Source organism: Salinimicrobium sediminis (assembly GCF_900215295.1).
Lineage (GTDB): Bacteria > Bacteroidota > Bacteroidia > Flavobacteriales > Flavobacteriaceae > Salinimicrobium > Salinimicrobium sediminis.
The window spans coordinates 345,519-366,305 of the sequence record NZ_OCMF01000001.1 but is presented as its reverse complement, the minus strand read 5'-3'; the positions used below and the strand labels follow the sequence as shown (position 1 = coordinate 366,305).

The following is a 20,787-nucleotide window of genomic DNA, read 5'->3' as shown; positions in this document are numbered from 1 at the left end:
TATCTATGGGAGAAACTGCACCGGCTCCAAAAACACAGTTCGCACCCGGGAATCTTCTGATTCTTATTGGGTTTGTAATGCTGAAATTTTTTCTCCAGTATCAGCTTATACATCCCGTTTATGAGTTGCACCGGGATGAGTTTCTTCACCTGGATTTGGGCCATCATCTCGCCGGAGGCTATGCTTCAGTTCCGCCATTTACTGCCTGGATCTCCAGGATCATCTTTCTCCTGGGGAATTCCGTTTTTTGGGTAAAGTTCTTTCCTGCTTTGTTTGGCGCATTGACCATGGTGGTAGTATGGGAAGCCATACGGGAATTGAAAGGAAATCTTTTCGCCCTGGTTTTGGGTGCGACAGGTGTGCTCCTCTCTGCGATCCTAAGGCTGAACACGCTCTACCAGCCTAATTCTTTTGATATTCTCTGCTGGACTACGCTTTACTTTATCATTATTAAATATTTTAATTCTGAACAGCCAAAATGGCTTTTTTGGGGAGCTTTTATTTTTGCTCTGGGTTTTTTAAACAAGTATAATATAGTTTTTTTGGTGCTGGGCTTTTTACCCGCTGTTCTGCTGACAGGGCAAAGAAAGATCTTCAGAAAGAAAAAACTTTACCTGTCTCTTTTGCTCGCGTTGGTTCTGATATTACCCAATCTCCTGTGGCAGTATAACAATGATTTTCCGGTTGTGGATCACATGCGAAATCTGGCCGAGATGCAATTAGTCAACGTAAGCAGGAAAGACTTTTTAGTCACCCAGATCCTGTTCTTTCTTGGTTCTCTCCTCACAAACATTGCAGGTTTATATGCATTGATCAAATATGAACCCTTTAAGAAATTCCGATCGTTCTTATGGGCATTTTTTCTAACTCTGGCGGTCTTTTTATATTTCCAGGCAAAACCTTATTACGCCATAGGTCTGTATCCGGTTTACATTGCATTTGGTGCGGTTTATCTTGAGAAAATTCTGAAGGGAGGCTGGAAAAGATATCTCAGACCGGTAGTAATAGGCATTCCTGTTGTAGTATTCATCCCCATGTTTGGGGTAGTATTTCCGAATAAAGCTCCTGAAGAAATCATCGCAAATTCTGAAAAATACAAAGAGCTGGGCATGCTTCGATGGGAGGATGGAAAAGATCATGAAATTCCCCAGGATTTTGCCGATATGTTAGGCTGGAAAGAACTGGCCCGAAAAGTCGATTCCGTTTATAGGAATATACCCGAAAAAGAACAAACTCTTGTCTTTGCAGACAATTACGGGCAGGCCGGAGCCATCAATTTTTATACTGACGAAGGGATAAAGGCCGTTTCTTTTAGTGCAGATTATATTAACTGGTTCAATTTAGATCGTCCTTACTTCAATCTAATCAGGATCAGAGATTATGAGGAGGGAGAGGATGATTTACCCGAGGCAGCTTTCTTTGAAAAAGTAATACTTGCCGATTCTATAACCCATCCCTATGCACGGGAACACAAAACCCGGATATATTTTCTGGAAGGTGCTAAGTTCGATATGAATCAAAAAATTAAAGAGGAAATTGCTAAAGAAAAAAACCTGTAATATTTTCTTTAGTAATGCTGCTTCAAAATGGCATTTTTGAAGCCTTATCTGATATCCGATAAAAAATACCTCCTTATAACCAGGTTTTTGAAACCGCTTTAACCCCGAGATCTTCCGGGGAGACCTTATAAAGCAGATTTCAATTCACCCTTAAACAGCGGCACCGGCACATATTATCCTGGTTTTTAAATAAAATAACTAAATTGATCAGCGAATCGGGTTAAAGTCTGCATCCCTACCTCCGCGACCGGCCGTAATTTAATTTATTAACTCAAGGATCTTATTATTTTACCCCCATTTCTAAACCTTCCAAAAATGAGAAATTTTTTATGCCTTCTGCCTTTATGCCTGTTGTGCCTTGGTTGTATTGGAGACCAAATCAAACGCCCGCTCAATCCTGAAGAGCCGGGGGAGGAGAAAGGCAAATTTCTTGCCGTTGCCACTCTTCCGGTGCATATTGACAGTACCAGTTACCTAATTCACCCGGTGGGGAAAATTGAGGTAAGGGAAGAATACTATGGATCAGACAGTCATAATTCTGGAAGCCCGGTTAGCGGAGACAGTTTCTATGGGAACTTTTCCAATCTGAGGTTTCAGGAGCTTAATTCCGAAGCATTTACTGCGCTCACAGCTCAAAATATAAGAATACGGTCTGTTCATTTTCTGCGCGAGATCTTTGATAATACAGGAAAACAGTTGCTCCTCTACAATGTTGTGGACACAGACACCAATAGCGATGAAAAATTAACTTCCGAAGACCGGGAAGCGCTTTATATCAGCACGATTAATGGCGGAAATTTTAAAAAGATCAGCCCTTTAAATCAGGTGGTGCTCGGGTTCCGGGTGGTACCGGCAATGAAGCGTCTCTATTTTAGAAGCCTTCAGGATACGAATGACAATGGCCAACCCGATGCAGAAGAAAAGTTGCACTATTTTTATGTGGATCTTGCTTCCGAAGCATTAAAAGTCACAGAATACTTTCCGGTAGGAGCATAGCAGAAATGACAATCACGAAAGCAGGAATATATTTTGTTGGTCTTGTGGCTACCATGTTGACCAGCGCAATTGCAGCACTATATCTCCTGGATCTGTTTGAAAATGATCTTACTGAAGAGGGTTTTAAACATCTATTCGGGTTAATTACCTGGCTTGCCCCCCTCACTGCCTACGCCATAATGTTTAAAATTTCAGGATTTAAGTTGAGTCTACGCGCTGCACCTGAAAAAATAAGCGCTTTAAAGCATGAATTTCTCGTTTATGTACTGTTTATCGCTATAGGATTGGAATTAATTGAGCGGCCTCTTTTCGATTTGGAAAAGATCTGGAATTTTTACCTTTTGGAAAAAGCCGAACCATACCACTTTCCTGAGGCAGACAGGTTTATATTCTACGAGGGCATCTTTGCCATTCTTTTAGCACCGGTACTCGAAGAATTGTTCTTTAGAAAATACCTTTTTGGAGAGTTGCTGAAAAGATATTCAGTGACGACAGCTATGCTTATTTCCAGCCTTTGTTTCTCACTTTTGCATATATCCAGCTTGCGCAATTTACTGCCCGCCTTCCTTCTTGGAATGATCGCCTGTATCATTTATAAAAGAACCGGAAATATTTTTTACACAATTTTCCTGCATAGTCTTGCTAATATTTTATGGTTTTCACTTCAGTATCTGGGAGAACCATTTTACAACTGGATTTTTGGACTCAAATACAATTATATTTTTTGGATGATGTTCCTCTTGGGAATAGTTATTACCTATTTCGCTATGAGTAAGATTAAAAACGTCAGCAGCAATTTTGATTAGGAATACTTCTTGAAAATTTCATTTTTAGAATGGATGTCAAGATCACCTACAGCCCGAATTTTGTTTTTTATCCCTGAGAAAGTTTATCTTAGGGAGCACCTAATCTTTTTTCTAATTTGAAAACCCGGAGCAAGAACGATGTTTTCACTTACCGCAGGATCAGACGGGTAATTGGATACCTGGGTTTTGCGCTTCCTATTCTCCTGGTAGGACTCTCTTTTATTCCCTTTTTTAAGACGGAAGTGCAGCCGTCAATCAGCGATTATTATTACACCAATCTTCGCGACATTTTCACCGGTACTCTTGCTGCGGTTGGTTTGTTCATGATCTCTTATAAAGGGCACTGGAATGCATCACTTTTGAAGAATGACCAGCTGCTTACCAATATTGCAGGCATCATGGCCGTGGGAGTGTCTCTTGTGCCCGTTGCACCTGAAACCGACCTACAAAATATTTTTACCCTCTTCCCTTATCAGTTTTCGTGGTTAGGTTGGTTGCATTACATTTTTGCTGCCTTACTTTTCCTTGCGTTCGCATTGATCTCCATTAATGTTTTTACCATAGGGCAGAACAAAGCTGAAGATATACCCGTGAGCACCTTCAACGAAAACCATATCTATATTTTTTGCGGCAGCGCTATTATTGTGCTGATGGTTTTAATCCCTGTTTCTGAAGTGTATTATCTTTTCAACTATTCAACATTGATACTGGAAGCTCTTATCCTTTTCTTCTTTGGAACCGCATGGTTGATCAAAGGTAGGGCATTGGGAGATGAAGGCAAGATTGGAGAGAAAGTGTATCGGGAACATAACCGGGTTCCTTGAACCGGAGTCTCCCAGTCTGAAAACTCAATTTTTTACCAATTGATTTTTTCCGGTTACATTTTTGCACCAGGGGATAGGTTCCGCAAGATCATCACTCCGGTTACCTTTGCAATAGCTATAACCGGCTAACGATGAGCAGGATTTGTTCTGAATCGAATTTTTAAAACGGAAGATTTTTCAGATCTACATTTCCACCAGAAATGATGATTCCCACTTTTTTACCTTCGAATTTTTCTTTCTCTCTCAGCACTGCGGCAAGTGCCGTGGCACTCGAAGGTTCAACTACGATCTTCATGCGTTCCCAAATTAGCTTTAAGGCAGAGATGATCTCTTCTTCCTCCACCCTGATTATTTCAGAGACCAGCTCCTGTATGATCGGGAAATTTTTATCGCCAAGTTGGGTTTTCAGGCCATCGGCAATAGTGTTTGCCGATTCATTTTCTTCGATCTTTCCGCTCTGCAGGGAGCGAAAGGCATCATCTGCTTCAAAAGGTTCGGCGCCAATGGTTTTACAATTCTTTCCGAAGTAATGTACGGCAAGTGCTGTTCCGGCAATGAGTCCGCCACCGCCAACCGGCGTTACTATCAGCTCGAGATCCGGATAATCTTCCAACAACTCCATAGCTGCGGTGCCCTGCCCATAGATCACATCCAGGTCGTTAGACGGATGTATAAAAGTGGCTCCGGTCTCATCTATGATCTTTTCGGCTGCCTTCTCTCTTGCATCAAGGGTGGGAAGGCATTCGGTGATCCTTCCCCCATAACCTTTTACCGCTTCTTTCTTCACTTGCGGTGCTGTCGACGGCATCACAATGTAGGCAGGAATCCCAATACTCCTGGCCGACAGGGATATGGCCTGGGCGAAATTTCCGGAGGAATGCGTTACCACGCCTTTTTCCTGTTGCTTCCGGGAAAGATTTAAAATTGCATTAGTCGCTCCCCGCATTTTAAAAGCTCCCATTCGCTGGAAGTTTTCGCATTTAAAGAACAAACCAGCTCCCGATATTTCATCAAGGAGTTTTGAAGTGATCACAGGAGTTTTGTGGATAAACGGCCTTATACGCTCGTGAACAGCAGAAAGTTCTTGTTTGTTAATCATTAAATTTTAGGTTATTTAAGCAATAACAAGATAAAAACAACCTGTAGATTAATCGCAAAACAGCTGCGGAAATTAGTACCCAAAAACTATATTTCAATTATTTAATCTACATTGCTTTAACTTTTGCTATCAAAAATTAAAAGGCAACTCCGACTGCCCTCGGGAAAAAATAGTAAGGGCCCTTTGCCTGCATAATAATTATGATATGAAGAACAGTTTTATTCCTTTCGTATTTGGCCTGCTCTTTTTATTTTCTGCCAATATAACTCTAGCGCAGGGAGAATTTAATCTCACAGGAGGAGCGGGAACTCCCGAGATGGTAAATGTGGGCTTTAGAATACAGCTGGATCAATATCAATATGGATTAAGCATTGGAACCAGTCCGGGTTACAAGAATGAGAATTTTAATGCTTCGGCTGACTTCTACTACCATTTCGCGGGAAGATCTCAACAAACCGATTTGCCACCCTGGTACGGAAAAGCCGGAATTACTTATATGCACAGTGAAGGGGAGTGGGAAAAACGGATGAACCTGCTGTTTGTTCCGAGACTGGGGAGAGAATTCAATGTTACTCCGCAGTTTGGTGTAGCCCTCGAGGCCGGGCTAATGTTAATGCTTGTGGACAGGAACACGGCAAAAAAGGAGAGGACAGATGCCGTAACAGGCGATCTCGACCTTATTGGCTCCGGATTTATCTTACCCTCTGCCGGACTCAAAATTTTCTACAGGCTCGGGCAATGAACTAAACACTTATCAATTAGCAATGGTCATTTAACATTAGCTCTTCGGGGAGCTGAAATCTGGGGGAAACAAAGAAATTGAATCCCAAATTACGAGCACTAAATTCCAAATATAATTCGAAGATATGAGGATTCGAATTTATTCTACGACACCTTTTCGGCCTTTGCGGGGATTAATTCTTCATACTTCTAACTTCGTACTTCTAACTTCGTACCTCTAACTTCGTACTTCTAACGTCGTACTTCTAACTTCCATTTCGTACTTCTAATTTCATTTTTTATCTTGGGAAACTTAAATCCCATTGACCCATGATAAAAAAATTACCGATGTACGGGCTGTTGCTCGCGGTAGGTGTAAGTTGCCAGACGCAGCAAATCGTCACCGACTCCCCAAAAGATGTCGCAAAAAAACCAGGACAAATGAAATCCGATATTAAACCCTATAACGAGGTGATCACTTCGGAAGCCAAAAGCGATCAAGGTCTTTTTACCTCACATTTTGTTGGAGATAAACTCTATTTCGAGGTTCCGCTGGAGCTGCTTGAAAAAGATATGCTGCTGGTGAGCCGTATTGCAGGAGTTCCTGCAGGCTTTGGTGGTGGGTACGTTAACGCCGGCTCCAAAGTAAACGAACAGGTAGTGCGCTGGTCAAAGCGGGGAGATCATATTGATATGAAGGTGATCAGTTTTGAGAATGAGAGCGAGGAAGGATCTCCAATTTATCAATCGGTGCAGGCGAACAATTTCTTTCCAATCCTCTTCAGCGCTAAAATTTCGGCTTATAATGACAACAAAACTTCCGCAGTAATTGAAGTGAGTGACCTTTTCACAGAGGAAGTTGCCGCTATAAACGGTGTTTCTCCCGAGCTTCGGAAACAGTACAAAGTTAAAAAGCTGGATAAATCAAGATCTTACATCCAGTCGGCTCATGCATATCCAAAGAATGTTGAGGTGAAGCATGTGATGACCTATGAGGCGGAAGAACCACCCGCAAGAGAACAGGCCGGGACCATTTCAATGTTGATGAACCAGTCTATGATCCTGCTTCCGGAAGATAAGATGCAGCCCCGCCTGGCCGATCATCGCGTAGGTTGGTTTACTACCCGCAAATATGATTACAATTCCCAGGCGCTTAAAGCCGATGATTACGAGATCATCAACCGATGGAGACTTGTACCTAAAGATATGGAAGCATATAAAAGGGGCGAACTTGTTGAACCGGTAAAACCCATTGTTTGGTATCTGGACCCTGCAACGCCTGAAAAATGGAGGCCTTACTTCAAGCAGGGAATAGAAGACTGGAATGTAGCTTTTGAAGCTGCAGGTTTCAAAAATGCAGTAATTGCCAAAGATCCACCTACTAAAGAAGAAGATCCTGAATTCAGTCCCGAAGACGTGCGTTATTCTGTAGTGCGATATGTGGCAAGCACTACCCGGAATGCAATGGGACCTTCGGTGACCGATCCCCGTACCGGAGAGATCATAGAAAGTGACATTATTTGGTATCATAACCACCTGCGTTCATACCGTAACAGGTTTATGATAGAAGCAGGGGCACAAAATCCTGCAGCCCGTTCCCTGGAAACACCCGAAGAAGAGATAGGCGAGATGATGCGTATGGTGATCGCCCACGAAGTAGGCCATGCCCTTGGTTTACCGCACAACATGAAAGCGAGTTCGGCTTATCCTACAGATTCTTTACGGGATCCTGGATTCACCCAAAAATATGGGCTTACCCCTTCCATTATGGATTATGCCCGGGTGAATTATGTGGCGCAGCCGGGAGATGAAGGAGTGAGATATATCAGGATGATGGGACCTTATGATCTTTATGCCATCAACTGGGGTTACAGGTATATCCCGGGAAAATCTGCACAGGAAGAAAAACAGATCCTGAGCAACTGGATCCTGGAAAAGGCAGGAGATCCTGTTTACGAATTTGGAAGTGGTTATCGTGGCATAGATCCGCAGTCTCAAAGGGAAAGCCTTGGGGATGACCAGATCAAAGCCAGCGAATATGGCCTTGCAAACCTCAAAAAGGTTGTACCCAATTTAGTAAAGTGGACCTCAAAAGATAACCAGGACTATGATGACCTGGAGGAAGTTTACCGTGAATTGGGCGGCATGTGGAGAGGCTACATTAGCCATGTGATAAGCAATGTGGGCGGAATCTACGAAACCCGAAAAACAGCCGACCAGGAGGGAACGGTTTACACCCATGTGCCCCGTGAAAAACAAGAGGCTGCAATTGCTTTTTTAAATGAACATGCTTTTACCACACCGCACTGGTTACTGAATGAAGAGTTACTGGGAAGGATACAGGCTTCGGGTAGTATAGAGAACATTCAGGGGCTGCAGGGAAGATCTCTGGACAACCTGCTGGATAAAGAACGCCTGGAACGTATGTTCACCAATGAACAGATCAACGGTAAAGAAGCTTATTCTCCGGTAGAAATGATGGATGACCTTAGAAAAGGCATTTTTAGTGAACTATACAAGGGAACTAAAGCAGATGCTTACCGCAGGAACATTCAGCGTTCTTACGTAGATACTGCTGCAGAGTATATACAAAATCTGGAGAAAGAAGAACCGGGAGAGGTCACTTCTACCGATATTATAGCGCTAATGCGTGGAGAACTGGAACAGCTAAGGAGAGACCTGAGGGCCGGAAGCTCCAGATCTAATGATAAATTAACTGTTTATCACTGGAAAGACCTGCTGGCAAGAATTGATGCTGCCCTTGATGTAGATGCATAATTTTTTATCAGGCTCACCTGATATTTTACAAAAGCCCTGCTGTAGAGTGGGGCTTTTTGTTTATGCCTACTGAATAAATTTATTTATTAACTACTGATTATCAAATAATTAGATTATTTTTATTAGGATGAATTTTATGTGCTATGAAAAAGGGAAGTATAATTTTGATGATCCTGTCGCTTGTCCTCTTCTCATGTAAGAACAGGCAAACGGCTGAAGAGGAGATACTGGTGGGTGAAAAGGTGAGTTCATCTTACGGCTGTGCCCCTAAAACTGTCGATATCGAGTGGTACCAAAAAGATAACGTTGCCCCACTCTTAGATGGCCTTGACGTTTTACATTATCCTATTTCTACAGATAATCCCAAAGTTCAGCAATATTTCGACCAGGGGCTGGTATTGTCCTACGGCTTCAATCATGCCGAGGCGGCCAGGTCTTTCTACTACGCCAGCAAACTTGATCCTGAGTGCGCAATGTGCTACTGGGGCTTCGCCTATGTGCTGGGGCCTAACTACAATGCCGGGATGGAACCCGATAATTATAAGAGAGCATATGAAGCAATTCAGAAAGCTAAAGAACTTGCGGGCAACGCGACTCAAAAGGAGAAGGACCTTATTAATGCCCTTTTAAAAAGGTATGTGGAAGAACCGGTGGAGGACAGGCGGAGCCTGGATGTCGAATATTCTGCAGCCATGAAGGAGCTGTTTGAGAAATACAGGGAAGATCCGGAGATCGCCGCACTTTATGCCGAATCGGTAATGGATCTGTACCCCTGGGATCTATACGATAAGAACGGAGAGCCTAAAGAATGGACCCCAACAGTAATTGCCCTTTTAGAAAAGGTAATGAAGGATTATCCCGATCATCCCGGAGCTCATCATTTTTACATTCACGCCACCGAAGCTTCTAATTCCCCTGAACGTGCTCTTGGCAGTGCTGAAAAATTTGATGCAGGTCTGGTGCCGGGAGCAGGTCACCTTATTCACATGCCATCGCACACTTATATTCAAACAGGAGATTACCACAAAGGCAGCCTTGCAAATCTAAAAGCGGTGGAGGTAGATAGCGCTTATGTGACCACCTGTCATGCCCAGGGGGTATATCCGTTGGCGTATTATCCGCACAACTATCATTTCCTTGCGGCTACGGCTACTCTGGAAGGCAATAAAGAACGTGCCTTTACAGGGGCCTACAAACTCGCCGAAAAGATCCACCCCGAGGTGATGAAGGAGCAGGGATGGACCACCCTGCAGCATTTTTATATGATCCCTTATTTTGTGGAGGTGAAATTCGGTGAATGGGATAAGATCCTGGAAAGGGATTTGCAGGACACCCTGCTTTATCCCCGGGCAATTTCCCGTTATGCCCGCGGAATGGCTTACCTCGGAAAAAAGAATTTACCAAAGGCCAAAGCCGAACTTCAGGAACTGGAAAAACTGGCAAAGGATGAACGCCTGCAGGAGATGAGCATCTGGGGGATCAATTCTATGGGGGACATAGTGGATATCGCACGAAAAGTATTGAAAGGAGAGATCCTCGCTTCAGAAGGAAAATATGACCAGAGCATCAGTTTGCTTTCCGAAGCTGTTCGTCTGGAAGATCATCTGAACTTTCAGGAGCCGCCGGATTGGTTCTTCTCTGTTCGACACACTCTAGGTGCTGTGCAGATCGAAGCGGGGAAATATTCAGATGCTATCAGGACCCTGGAAAAGGATCTTGAGGTGCTGCCTAAAAACGGCTGGGCTCAGCATGGACTTAAGCTCGCTTATGAACACATGAACGACCGCGAGATGGTGGAACAACTGGAGGGAGATATCCAAAGATCCTGGGCCACTGCAGATGTGAAAATTAAAACTTCCAGGATAAAATAAAAGCATCGGGTTACCCTCTGCTGCGGTTTATTTTGACGCTAAACTAGTCTTCATCAATAGGGATTGCTAAAAGGGGAATATTTACCTTTTTCAGCAGCTTTAATGAAACACTTTCCTGCAGCAGGTTGTGTAAAAAACTATGCTTGTGCGTCCCTACAATCAACAGGTCAGATTCCAGCTTCTGTGCTTCCTCAAGTACTGCTTCTACGGTAGAACCCTGGATGAGTAATGCTTCTTTTTCAATGGTATCATTCAAGAAAGTGTCACAGTACATTTGCAGGTTTCGGTGTTCCTCCCGGAACTCTTCTGCCTTAAAATCCCTGATGTATTGTGGACCCGGTTCATAACCTACAAAGTCGGGATCGGGTTCCGCCACATGCAGCACCCAAACCTTGGCATCAAACTTTTCAGCCAAACCTTCGGCATATCCCAGCAGTTCCCCAACAGCGTCATTAAAATCAATAGCTACGAGTATGTTCTTTAATTCTTTCATGATGTCAATTTGTTGTTTATGGTTTGTTGTTTTTAGAAGGGTCATTTAAATATTTTTTCTGACCACTGATCACTGCTCACTGAACACTGAACACTGAACACTAATATTCTTTCTCTCTGTCAACCACATTATTCAATTCCTTTCCCTGTTTAATTCTTTCATAGTTTTCAAGGATCTGGGGCACCACAGTCGATGGATTAGTAACACTGGCGATGTGTGGGGTGATACGAATTTTTTCATGTTTCCAGAAAGGATGATCTTCAGGTAAAGGTTCTTTTCGGAAAACATCAAGACTCGCCCCCGAAAGATGTCCCGAATCTATCATTTCCAGCAGATCTTCCTCTACCAGGTGCGGACCCCGTGCAACATTGATCACATAAGCGCCTTGAGGTAACCTTTCAAAAAGGCGTTTATTAAGGATGTTTTCAGTTTCAGATGTCAACGGTAGTAGACACAGTAAAACATTAGATTGCTCAAGAAAATCCTGTAGTTGATCATCCCCATGAAAGGTAGTAACTCCCAGGATCTCTTTTTGAGAGCGGGACCAGCCGGTGACATTGAATTTATTCCGGATAAGTTTTTCGGCCACGCCTACTGCCAGTACGCCCATTCCCATGATCCCTACCTGCACCTCTTCTGGTCGAAGATATTTTACAGGCTTCCACTCTTTGCTGCAATAGTGATGGGAAAGGTTCCGCAGGTGGTCCAGGATCAGGGAAAGAACGAACACGCTCATATCTTTTGTAAGCTGTTCGTCAATTACTCTGGTGATCTTGATGTGCTGCGGAATATCGGGATCGTTGATGATATGATCAATGCCTGCACCCATAGAGGCGATGGCTTTTAAATTGGGATAATTCTTATAGATCCCGTGCGGATGTTTCCAGGAAAGAGCGAACTCCACTTTGGAAGGATCGGCCACCTCGGGAAAAACCTCCAGGTCGAGGTCCGGGTCTTGTTCTTTTAGTGCCTGTACCCAGGCTTTGGGATCTCTTTGGGAGCTTACGATTAGAAATGACATTGGTTAGTTAATTTTCTGGTTAAGAGACTAGATGCTAGAAACTAGAACCTAGACTTTTTTATTTTCTATTTTAATCATTTTCTGACTCGTGACCACTCCTATTAATCTGCCAACTTTTTACTGCGGACTGCATACGTAGTCTTGATTCCTGGCTCTGGAAGCGAAGCGGTCCAGTCTCCTAATTCACAAACGCACTATAACCGGTGATCGCTCTTCCCACAATAAGGGAATTGATCTCCTTGGTGCCTTCATAGCTGTATATAGCTTCGGCATCGGCGACGAACCTTGCAACATCGTATTCCAGCAGAATACCGTTACCGCCCATAACTTCCCGGGCCCGACTTACCACATCCCGCATTCTCATACTGGTAAAGACTTTTGCCATGGAAGCATGTTCATCTTTCAGGAGATCCTGGTCCTGTAGTTCAGATAATCTAAAACACAGGGTTTGCATAGCCGTAAGGTTTGAAAGCATCTCCACCAGATGATTCTGGATCAGTTGGTAGGAAGCAATAGGTCTTCCAAATTGCTCTCTTTTCTTGGTATATTTTAAAGCACTTTCGTAGGCACCCCGGGCACATCCTACAGCCTGCCAGGCTACCCCTGCGCGGGTCATCTTCAGCACCTTTGCGGTATCTCTAAAAGATTCTGCTTTTTTAAGACGGTCGCTGTCGGGTATTTTACAATCCGTCAGGGTAATGAGAGCATTCTGTACAATTCGCAGCGCCATTTTGTCTTCCATTTTTTCAGCTTTAAAGCCGGGATTTCCTTTCCTCACTAAAAATCCTTTCACCTGATTTGAATCTTCATCCCGCGCCCAGATCACTATAACATCGGCAAAAGTGGCATTCCCAATCCATTTTTTCTGTCCGTTGATCACCCAGTGCTCTCCATCAAACCTGCAGGTGGTTTCCAATCCGCCGGCGACCCCGCTACCTACGTTTGGTTCGGTTAATCCGAAAGCACCAATAGCCTCCAGTTTTTGCATTTTTGGCAACCATTCCTGCTTTTGTTCCTCACTTCCGCAGAGGTAGATGGACCCCATGGCTAGGCCGCTATGTACGCCAAAAAAGGTGGATATAGAAACATCAACCCGCGCGATCTCCTGGGCAATGACGCCTTCCATTAGAAATGGCAAATTAGGGCAGCCGTAACCTTCGTAAGGAATTCCGGCGATATTAAGTTTTTTGAACATTTCGATGACCTCAAAAGGGAATTTAGCACGATTCCAATGGTCATTGATCAATGGCCGCACCTCGTCTTCCATTAGATTGCGCACCTTAAGTTGCAGTTCACGCTGCTCTTCGGTTAGCTTGAGGTCCAGGTTGTAAAAATCCCCATCAATAGGTGGAAGGTCATGCTGACCTTTGCGGCGCTTTGTCTTGAGCATTTTCATGAGACCTTTAAGCTGATTCTCATCTAAATTTCCCAGGGTTTTCATAGCTTCCGAAAGATCAATTTGCTGATTGATCTTTGTCAGTTGGTCCAGGTCGATGTTTTTTAAGAGGTTGATGGTATTTCTAACTTTTCCGAAGAAGGCCATATTTTTTAGGTTTTTCTAAAAATAGGTATTAAAGAAATGGCAACTTGTTAAAGCTTTCTCAAACAACCATCAGTATAGAGTAAATAGTACTGAGTATAGAGATTTTTTCCGGAGCAGGAGACAAGGTTTGCAGGAACGGGAATACCTCCATAGAAAATCATCCAAAAATTTAAATTAACTTTCCAGTTATAATTTTTAAACAGCAAAAAAAATGGGATTATTCTCCTCCTTAATGGGCAATGCAGGAGCCGTAGATAAAGAAAAATTACGCGCAGATTACGGACAACTTTTAACGCCAAATGAGCAGATCGAGGTAGGCTTTAAACTGATAAGGGACACCTTTATTTTTACGGATAAAAGGCTGATCCTCGTCGATAAGCAAGGGCTAACCGGCCGTAAATCCGAATATTTATCTGTCACATATAAAAGCATTTCGAGATTCAGCATTGAAACTGCCGGAACCTTTGACCTGGATGCAGAACTAAAGATCTGGATCTCCAGTGAACAACAACCTAGTATTTCCAGGAGGTTCAATAAATCTGTCAATGTTTATGAGGTACAGCAACTGCTGGCCACTTATGTTCTAAAATAACCGGTGCTTATAAAATCCGTGAGACAATAAAAAACCCGGAATAAATCCGGGTTTTTTATTTGTACTTCTTAAATACATAGTAGTAAATACTCAATATTCAATACTCAATACTCAATACTCATTACTCAATACTCACTACCAGTACCTAAATTTCAAATTCTTTCTTAATCTCTTCCACTTTGTTGATCTCCTCCCAGGTGAACAAGTTCACCTCTACAGTTTTTTCTCCGTTATAAGGACTTTTAAAGACTTTTCTCTCGGTACGGGGCTCCTTCCCAAAGTGACCATAAGCCGAAGTTTCACGATAGATAGGATTTCTCAAGCCAAGTCTTTCTTCAATGGCTGCGGGTCTCATGTCAAAGATTTTCAATACTTTTTTTGCAATCTCGCCGTGGCTTAGATCTACTTTTTTGGTGCCGTAAGTTTCCACGAGCAGGGAAGTAGGTTCCACTACTCCAATTGCATAGGAAACCTGGATCAATACTTCATCAGCCACTCCTGCAGCCACAAGATTTTTGGCAATATGTCTGGCCGCATAGGCAGCCGATCTGTCCACCTTACTCGGATCTTTTCCCGAAAACGCACCTCCACCATGGGCTCCTTTTCCACCGTAGGTATCCACGATGATCTTTCTTCCCGTAAGGCCGGTATCCCCGTGAGGTCCGCCAATCACAAACTTTCCTGTTGGGTTGATATGATATTTTATCTTGTCGTTGAACAACTTTTGAACATATTCCGGCAGCTGTGCCTGCACTCTGGGGATTAGGATCTCAAGAATGTCTTTTTTGATCTTGTCCAGCATTCGTGTGTCTTCTTCGTCGAACTCGTCGTGCTGGGTAGAAACAACGATAGAATCAATGCGCTGCGGAATATTGTCGTCGCTATACTCTATAGTTACCTGGCTTTTTGAATCTGGTCGCAGGTATGTGATTTCATTATTCTCGCGGCGTAATTTTGCCAGCTCAATAAGGATCTTGTGAGAAATATCCAGCGCCAGCGGCATATAATTTTCGGTTTCCTTAGTAGCATAACCAAACATCATTCCCTGGTCGCCGGCACCCTGTTCTTCCTTATTGCCGCGATCCACTCCCTGGTTAATGTCCTGGGATTGTTCGTGTATCAAAGAGATCACGCCGCAGGAATCGCCGCTGAATTTATATGCACCTTTAGTGTAACCAATGTCGTTGATCACATCGCGGGCGATGGTTTGCACATCGAGGTAGGTATCGCTCTTCACCTCTCCGGCAAGCACCACCTGTCCGGTAGTTACCAGGGTTTCGCAGGCAACTTTGGATTCAGGATCAAAAGCAAGGAAATTATCTAAAAGGGTATCGCTAATCTGGTCTGCAACTTTATCGGGGTGGCCTTCAGAAACACTTTCTGAAGTAAATAAATATGGCATGCTTCGTCTTTTTTAAAAGATTAATTTCAGGAGAAATTTGACGTGAAGCGCTAGAGGAGTTTTTCACTGCTTTAGCATTTTTAAGGGTTGCAATCAGTCAAATTTTTCCCTGAATTTTATTGAGGAACAAATGTATAAAAATAGTTTTAAACCCACCGCATAATCTTATTTTTAAGAATAATTTGGGCGCTCCGGCCCTCCCTCCCGGGCGGGCCGTCAGGCTTTCGCGGGTCGCTTCCCGCTGCCTCCCGGCATCAGGAGAGCTCCAACAACCGCTCAATCCCTAGCGCGAAGTTCAATGAACAATGAGCAATTAACAATGATCAGGTAACAGTGAAGTGCAATTCTGCCTTCTCGGCAGAGACTTTGAGGCCTTAGCGGGAACTTATGATTATTTGTAGTCCTTCACCGATGACGCAGATTTGCAATCCGTGCCGGGGAAGCTTGAGATGACCTTTGAATTAAACCTTTAAGAATTGTCGATTCTCTCACCAATTCGCGAAATCTTTACGGCCTTAAGGAAAAACGCCAATCGCCTGAAAATATTAGTGAATTCCTGGCAATATTTCTTTGCTGGCCCCGAAATTCCTCAAGAAATCAAATTAATCCGAAATTTATTTGTTCCTTAAATTTTTCTGTCGTTAACTTTGCTTCATACCAAAACAAGAAATGAACCAGGTGATTTGTAATATGATGTGTATGATGTGGAAAACTTCCGCAGCGCGTCCTATTGCATGAATCTGAAAAAGATAAATTCGCAAAAAGCCGCTGCCACCGCAGCGGCTTTTTTGTTGGAGTAAATTTTGAATAACAGTAGATGCCAAAAATGGCATTTTTGAGTCCTCATAAAATTCAGAGGACCCGAGAGTCAAAAAATAAAAACATGAAAAATTACAAAGCAGTAGCAAAGATGATGATGTGTTGCATGATGTGCATGATGTGCGCACCACCCCGCTATTGCCAAAAAATTAGGATCTAGTTAGTTATATATTCAGTTACTAAAAATCCCTTTGGCAAGCCGGCTAAAGGGATTTTTTCTTTTTAAACAATTGGCAATTAACAATTAGCAATGATCAGTAAAGAAGCACCAGGCACCAAATTCCTAATTCCAATTTGGGGGAAGAGGTAAGACTTTGAAGCATTCGTGAATTCGTGGCCTTTTTAACCCGCAACTCGCAACCCGCAACAATAAACAATGAACAATAAACAATTAAACCTTAAACCTTAAACCTTAAACCTTAAAAAGATGAGTACACAACAAAATTTCTCGACCAAAGCGCTCCATGCAGGACATAATGTCACAGCAAACGGAGGAACAAGAGCAGTGCCTATTTATCAAACCACCTCTTACGTCTTTAAAGATTCAGATCACGCAGCGAACCTCTTTTCGCTTGCAGAACCCGGATTCATTTACACCCGACTCAATAATCCAACGAACGATGTGTTGGAACAGCGACTGGCAGCACTGGAAGGTGGTATCGGGGCTGTAGTGACAGCATCGGGCACAGCAGCCATTAGTACTACCTTGCTTACCCTTCTCAAAGCCGGAGATCATATTGTCGCTTCCAGCAGCCTCTACGGCGGAACTTACAACCTGCTTAGCGTTACTTTACCACGCCTTGGCATCACCACCACCTTTGTAGATCCGCAGAACGCTGAAAATTTCTCTAAAGCTGTGAAAGAAAACACCCGTGCAGTTTTTGTAGAGTCCTTAGGCAATCCAAAACTTGACGTGCTTGACCTGGAGGCGATCTCTGCAGTCGCTAAAGAACATAAAGTTCCTTTTATAGTTGATAATACTGTAGCGACTTCTGCTCTAGTTAAACCAATTAACCATGGTGCCGACCTGGTGATCCATTCCTTAACCAAATACATTGGAGGCAACGGAACCTCTCTCGGCGGTGTGATCATCGACGCCGGTAAATTTGACTGGAGCAACGGCAAGTTCCCTGAATTCACTGAGCCTTCTCCGGGGTACCACGGCCTCGTCTATTATGATGTTTTAAAAGAAGCGGCCTTTATAGCAAAAATACGGATCGAAGGCCTTCGGGACCTTGGTGCAGCGCTGAGTCCGTTCAATGCTTTTCAGATCCTGCAGGGACTGGAAACACTGGAGATAAGGATCAAAAAGCACAGCGAAAATGCTTTGGCTTTGGCCAAATGGCTGCAGCAAAAAGAGGAGGTAAGCTGGGTGAACTATCCGGGGCTGGAGAGCAGTGAGTATTATAACCTGGCGCAAAAATATCTTCCAAAAGGACAAAGCGGCGTGGTGACCTTTGGTGTGAAGGGCGGCTATGAAGCAGCAAAAGTGCTGGTAGATGAAACCAAGCTCTTCTCTCTTCTTGCCAACATTGGAGATACAAAATCTCTTATCATCCATCCCGGCAGCACTACCCATCAGCAGCTCAGTGATGAACAACAGGAATCTACGGGAGTAACCAAGGACCTGGTAAGATTGTCTGTCGGGTTGGAAGATCTTGAAGATCTAAAGAACGATCTGGAACAGGCGCTGGCACAAGTGAATTCAGGAAAGAAACTAAAAACGGTCTGAAATCTTATCCGGAGCAGGAGAACCTTTCTGCTGTTCCGGAAAACTTTTAAAATATGTTACAGGAAATTCTAATCCCCAACTTTAAAAATTCTGCTGGAAACCGGCAGGATGTAAAGGTTTACTACCAGGTTTTTGGCAGGAAGTTAGGCTATGGCCCGGTGGTGCTGGTAAATCACGCCCTTACCGGCAATGCTGAGGTTTCAGGAGAAGGTGGATGGTGGAAAGAACTGGTGGGAGAAGGGAGATGCATAAATACCAACATTTTCACTGTACTATGTTTGAATATTCCGGGAAATGGGGCAGGAGGTAAAGAGGACGTTTTCTATAATTATAAGGACTTCACACTTGCCGACATTGCCCGTATATATGCCAGAGTACTCGCTAAATTGAAGATCAGGAGCCTTTTTGCTGCTATTGGCGGATCTATAGGGGGAGCATTGGGTTGGCAACTTGCTGCCCTTAAGCCCCACCTTATCAAAAATCTAATTCCTATAGCCACAGATCTCAAAGCTACAGATTGGCTGCTGGCGCATTGTAAAGTGCAGGAGCAGATCCTGGAAAATTCAGCTGAACCTTTACGTGATGCCCGCATGCATGCCATGACCTTCTATCGCCATCCGCTTTCCCTTTCAGAAAAATTCCGGAGAAAGAAAAATAGCGACAATGGCCGTTTTGAGGTGGAAAACTGGCTTGAGCATCATGGAAGAAAACTTGAAAGCAGATTTGAATTGCAAGCTTATAAATTTATGAATCACCTGCTGACTACCATAGATATTTCAGGTTGTGTTGCGGAAGCTTCAGTTGTGGCAACCGACATCGAAAGCAATATTCATCTGGTCTCTATTGATTCTGACTTGTTCTTTTTTCCGCAGGAGATCCGGGAAACATACCGGCAGCTTTCTGAAGTAAAGGAAAATATCAATTACTCCGAGATCATCTCCATCCATGGACACGACGCTTTTCTTATAGAGTTCGAACAACTCGAAAATATCCTGAATCCCATTTTTAAATTTGAAACTATTAAACATGAAAAAGATAAACTTAGTCCTGTTTGGGACAGGTAACGTAGGAAGTAAACTGGTACACCAGGTCCTGCAGGCACGAAAGATTCTTCAGGAGAAGGAAGGCCTCGAAATCAATATTCCGGTCATTGCGAATTCCACTATTGCCTTCTTCCAAAAGGAGAATCAGCAGCCGTCGTGGGAAACCGACCTGGAAAAGTTCGGTTTTCCATATAAACTTAATGATATTCTGGAGTATGTGCGACAGCAGAACTATGAAAACCTGATTGCCGTCGATGCCACGGCCAGCGAGGAATTTGTAGATCACTATTTCAGCCTCATTGAATCCGGGTTCCATATTGTTGCTGCTAACAAAGTAGCAAATACCCGCTCCTCTCAATTCTATCTGGAGCTGCGGAAAAAGCTTCGGGAGCATCATAAATTTTTTTTCTATGAAACCAACGTAGGCGCAGGGTTGCCAATTGTAGAAACCCTTCGGAGCTTCCACCGTTCCAATGAGAGGGTAACAAAGGTAAGAGGGGTATTTTCAGGTTCCCTCAGCTATATTTTCAATACCTATTGTGCCGAAGAAAAAGCATTTTCCGAAGTGCTTTCCGAAGCCGGTGTCAAAGGTTTCACAGAACCCGATCCGCGTGTGGACCTTTCGGGAAAGGATGTGGCCAGAAAGCTGTTGATCCTTGGCCGGGAACTGGGGCTGGAAAAGGAATTTGAAGAGATCACGATTCAGGATCTGGTGCCGCCACATCTTAACGGGCAGTCCACGCTGAAGAATTTTCACGAAAAAAAGAAGGATCTGGATCCAATTTTTCTGAAGCTAAAAAAAGAACTGAAGCAGGATGAAGTCATTAGACATGTAGGCGAGTTGGACCTGCAAACCGGGATCCTGGATGTAAAACTGGTGACCGAAAAAAGAACTTCGGCTCTTGGAAGCCTTCAAAATGCCGACTCTTCTTTTGAGATCTTCACCGAGTCCTATGGAGAGCAGCCTTTAGTCATTAAAGGAGCAGGGGCAGGAGCCGCAGTGACGGCACGCGGAGTTCTTACAGATTTAATTAAATTAGCGGAAAAATTACCCTCATGAAGATCCATCTTAAAAGGCTTAACGAAAACTATCACTTTGAAACCGTGAACGAGCGCGGCAACGTAATTCACCTCGATAACAAGAGTGAACCGAACCCACAGGGGGCAAGCCCAATGGAATTGCTACTCATGGGAATTGCCGGTTGCAGCGGAATTGACATAGTGATGATCCTCAAAAAACAACAACTTGAGTTGACAAATCTGGAGATGGATGTTGAAGGTTTTAGAGTTGATGGTGCCGTTCCCAATGTTTTTACCAGAATTCACCTAAAGATCACTATTGACGGGGAAATTCCTGAAAACAAAGCAAAAAGAGCAGTAGATCTTTCCCTGGAAAAGTACTGTTCAGTTGCAAAAATGCTGGAGAAAACCGCCGAGATCACTACCGAGGTCATTCTTAACGGTTCTCCGGTAAAGAAATAATTCCGGC

General features: G+C 43.6%; 17 protein-coding genes. 12 read left to right on the top strand and 5 right to left on the bottom strand.

Annotated features, from left to right (window positions below; translation table 11 throughout):
• Positions 1-5 precede the first annotated feature (5 nt).
• The 4 genes from CRO16_RS01615 to CRO16_RS01600 all read left to right on the top strand — a co-directional run bounded on the left by CRO16_RS01615 (position 6) and on the right by CRO16_RS01600 (position 4,185).
• Complete coding sequence (locus tag CRO16_RS01615; RefSeq protein WP_097054604.1) at positions 6-1,559, top strand: glycosyltransferase family 39 protein; 1,554 nt, start codon at positions 6-8, stop codon at positions 1,557-1,559.
• Between the two features lie 315 nt (positions 1,560-1,874).
• A complete protein-coding gene (locus CRO16_RS01610; RefSeq protein WP_097054603.1) occupies positions 1,875-2,555 on the top strand; it encodes a hypothetical protein in 681 nt (226 codons plus the stop codon).
• 5 nt (positions 2,556-2,560) lie between these two features.
• Complete coding sequence (locus tag CRO16_RS01605; RefSeq protein ID WP_097054602.1) at positions 2,561-3,361, top strand: CPBP family intramembrane glutamic endopeptidase; 801 nt, start codon at positions 2,561-2,563, stop codon at positions 3,359-3,361.
• 116 nt (positions 3,362-3,477) lie between these two features.
• Positions 3,478-4,185 (top strand): hypothetical protein, encoded by a 708-nt coding sequence (locus CRO16_RS01600; RefSeq protein WP_097054601.1) that lies wholly within the window; start codon positions 3,478-3,480, stop codon positions 4,183-4,185.
• Positions 4,186-4,345: 160 nt separating this feature from the next.
• Here the strand turns inward: CRO16_RS01600 and CRO16_RS01595 are convergent, their stop codons facing one another.
• Positions 4,346-5,284, bottom strand: coding sequence for a pyridoxal-phosphate dependent enzyme (locus tag CRO16_RS01595; RefSeq protein WP_097054600.1), 939 nt, complete (start codon positions 5,282-5,284; stop codon positions 4,346-4,348).
• A gap of 205 nt (positions 5,285-5,489) precedes the next feature.
• On the opposite strand from CRO16_RS01595, the gene CRO16_RS01590 reads away from it, so the two are divergent.
• From CRO16_RS01590 to CRO16_RS01580, 3 genes are all read left to right on the top strand, one after another.
• Positions 5,490-6,026 carry a hypothetical protein gene (locus CRO16_RS01590; RefSeq protein WP_097054599.1) on the top strand — a complete coding sequence of 179 codons (537 nt, stop codon included), beginning with the start codon at positions 5,490-5,492 and terminating at the stop codon, positions 6,024-6,026.
• Between the two features lie 308 nt (positions 6,027-6,334).
• The gene (locus CRO16_RS01585; protein ID WP_097054598.1) at positions 6,335-8,782 is read left to right on the top strand and encodes a zinc-dependent metalloprotease; all 2,448 of its coding nucleotides are present in this window, start codon (positions 6,335-6,337) and stop codon (positions 8,780-8,782) included.
• 143 nt (positions 8,783-8,925) lie between these two features.
• Positions 8,926-10,653, top strand: coding sequence for a tetratricopeptide repeat protein (locus CRO16_RS01580; RefSeq protein ID WP_097054597.1), 1,728 nt, complete (start codon positions 8,926-8,928; stop codon positions 10,651-10,653).
• Positions 10,654-10,696: 43 nt separating this feature from the next.
• Here the strand turns inward: CRO16_RS01580 and CRO16_RS01575 are convergent, their stop codons facing one another.
• The 3 genes from CRO16_RS01575 to CRO16_RS01565 form a co-directional block, all read right to left on the bottom strand.
• On the bottom strand, positions 10,697-11,191 hold the full coding sequence (locus CRO16_RS01575; RefSeq protein WP_245858845.1) for a universal stress protein: 495 nt from the start codon (positions 11,189-11,191) through the stop codon (positions 10,697-10,699).
• A gap of 55 nt (positions 11,192-11,246) precedes the next feature.
• The gene (locus tag CRO16_RS01570) at positions 11,247-12,167 is read right to left on the bottom strand and encodes a 2-hydroxyacid dehydrogenase (RefSeq protein ID WP_097054596.1); all 921 of its coding nucleotides are present in this window, start codon (positions 12,165-12,167) and stop codon (positions 11,247-11,249) included.
• Between the two features lie 178 nt (positions 12,168-12,345).
• Positions 12,346-13,710, bottom strand: a complete 1,365-nt coding sequence (locus tag CRO16_RS01565; RefSeq protein ID WP_097054595.1) for an acyl-CoA dehydrogenase family protein — start codon at positions 13,708-13,710, stop codon at positions 12,346-12,348.
• 211 nt (positions 13,711-13,921) lie between these two features.
• Here CRO16_RS01565 and CRO16_RS01560 point away from each other — a divergent pair, with 211 nt between their 5' ends.
• Positions 13,922-14,302, top strand: a complete 381-nt coding sequence (locus tag CRO16_RS01560; RefSeq protein ID WP_097054594.1) for a PH domain-containing protein — start codon at positions 13,922-13,924, stop codon at positions 14,300-14,302.
• A gap of 145 nt (positions 14,303-14,447) precedes the next feature.
• On the opposite strand, the gene metK is transcribed toward CRO16_RS01560, so the two are convergent.
• A complete protein-coding gene (gene metK, locus CRO16_RS01555) occupies positions 14,448-15,704 on the bottom strand; it encodes a methionine adenosyltransferase (protein WP_097054593.1) in 1,257 nt (418 codons plus the stop codon).
• 1,246 nt (positions 15,705-16,950) lie between these two features.
• Between metK and CRO16_RS01550 the strand changes: the two genes are divergently transcribed.
• The 4 genes from CRO16_RS01550 to CRO16_RS01535 are packed head-to-tail and all read left to right on the top strand — an operon-like array spanning position 16,951 to position 20,780.
• Positions 16,951-18,255, top strand: coding sequence for an O-acetylhomoserine aminocarboxypropyltransferase/cysteine synthase family protein (locus CRO16_RS01550; RefSeq protein WP_097054592.1), 1,305 nt, complete (start codon positions 16,951-16,953; stop codon positions 18,253-18,255).
• Positions 18,256-18,308: 53 nt separating this feature from the next.
• Entirely contained in the window at positions 18,309-19,319 is a 1,011-nt protein-coding gene (locus CRO16_RS01545; protein ID WP_097054591.1) for an alpha/beta fold hydrolase, read from the top strand.
• A complete protein-coding gene (locus CRO16_RS01540; RefSeq protein ID WP_097054590.1) occupies positions 19,282-20,358 on the top strand; it encodes a homoserine dehydrogenase family protein in 1,077 nt (358 codons plus the stop codon). The genes CRO16_RS01545 and CRO16_RS01540 overlap by 38 nt, the downstream gene beginning before the upstream one ends.
• Entirely contained in the window at positions 20,355-20,780 is a 426-nt protein-coding gene (locus CRO16_RS01535; protein ID WP_097054589.1) for an OsmC family protein, read from the top strand. Before CRO16_RS01540 ends, CRO16_RS01535 begins: the two co-directional genes overlap by 4 nt.
• The last annotated feature ends 7 nt before the right edge of the window (positions 20,781-20,787 follow it).

What these genes read in the sequence shown, in the direction of transcription:
- metK (WP_097054593.1), bottom strand. Translation starts at nt 15,704, where the DNA reads ATGCCATATTTATTTACTTCAGAAAGTGTTTCTGAAGGCCACCCCGAT.
- CRO16_RS01590 (WP_097054599.1), top strand. Translation starts at nt 5,490, where the DNA reads ATGAAGAACAGTTTTATTCCTTTCGTATTTGGCCTGCTCTTTTTATTT.
- CRO16_RS01610 (WP_097054603.1), top strand. Translation starts at nt 1,875, where the DNA reads ATGAGAAATTTTTTATGCCTTCTGCCTTTATGCCTGTTGTGCCTTGGT.
- CRO16_RS01595 (WP_097054600.1), bottom strand. Translation starts at nt 5,284, where the DNA reads ATGATTAACAAACAAGAACTTTCTGCTGTTCACGAGCGTATAAGGCCG.
- CRO16_RS01545 (WP_097054591.1), top strand. Translation starts at nt 18,309, where the DNA reads ATGTTACAGGAAATTCTAATCCCCAACTTTAAAAATTCTGCTGGAAAC.
- CRO16_RS01580 (WP_097054597.1), top strand. Translation starts at nt 8,926, where the DNA reads ATGAAAAAGGGAAGTATAATTTTGATGATCCTGTCGCTTGTCCTCTTC.
- CRO16_RS01560 (WP_097054594.1), top strand. Translation starts at nt 13,922, where the DNA reads ATGGGATTATTCTCCTCCTTAATGGGCAATGCAGGAGCCGTAGATAAA.
- CRO16_RS01540 (WP_097054590.1), top strand. Translation starts at nt 19,282, where the DNA reads ATGAAAAAGATAAACTTAGTCCTGTTTGGGACAGGTAACGTAGGAAGT.
- CRO16_RS01615 (WP_097054604.1), top strand. Translation starts at nt 6, where the DNA reads ATGGGAGAAACTGCACCGGCTCCAAAAACACAGTTCGCACCCGGGAAT.
- CRO16_RS01605 (WP_097054602.1), top strand. Translation starts at nt 2,561, where the DNA reads ATGACAATCACGAAAGCAGGAATATATTTTGTTGGTCTTGTGGCTACC.
- CRO16_RS01535 (WP_097054589.1), top strand. Translation starts at nt 20,355, where the DNA reads ATGAAGATCCATCTTAAAAGGCTTAACGAAAACTATCACTTTGAAACC.
- CRO16_RS01565 (WP_097054595.1), bottom strand. Translation starts at nt 13,710, where the DNA reads ATGGCCTTCTTCGGAAAAGTTAGAAATACCATCAACCTCTTAAAAAAC.
- CRO16_RS01575 (WP_245858845.1), bottom strand. Translation starts at nt 11,191, where the DNA reads ATGACCCTTCTAAAAACAACAAACCATAAACAACAAATTGACATCATG.
- CRO16_RS01550 (WP_097054592.1), top strand. Translation starts at nt 16,951, where the DNA reads ATGAGTACACAACAAAATTTCTCGACCAAAGCGCTCCATGCAGGACAT.
- CRO16_RS01585 (WP_097054598.1), top strand. Translation starts at nt 6,335, where the DNA reads ATGATAAAAAAATTACCGATGTACGGGCTGTTGCTCGCGGTAGGTGTA.
- CRO16_RS01570 (WP_097054596.1), bottom strand. Translation starts at nt 12,167, where the DNA reads ATGTCATTTCTAATCGTAAGCTCCCAAAGAGATCCCAAAGCCTGGGTA.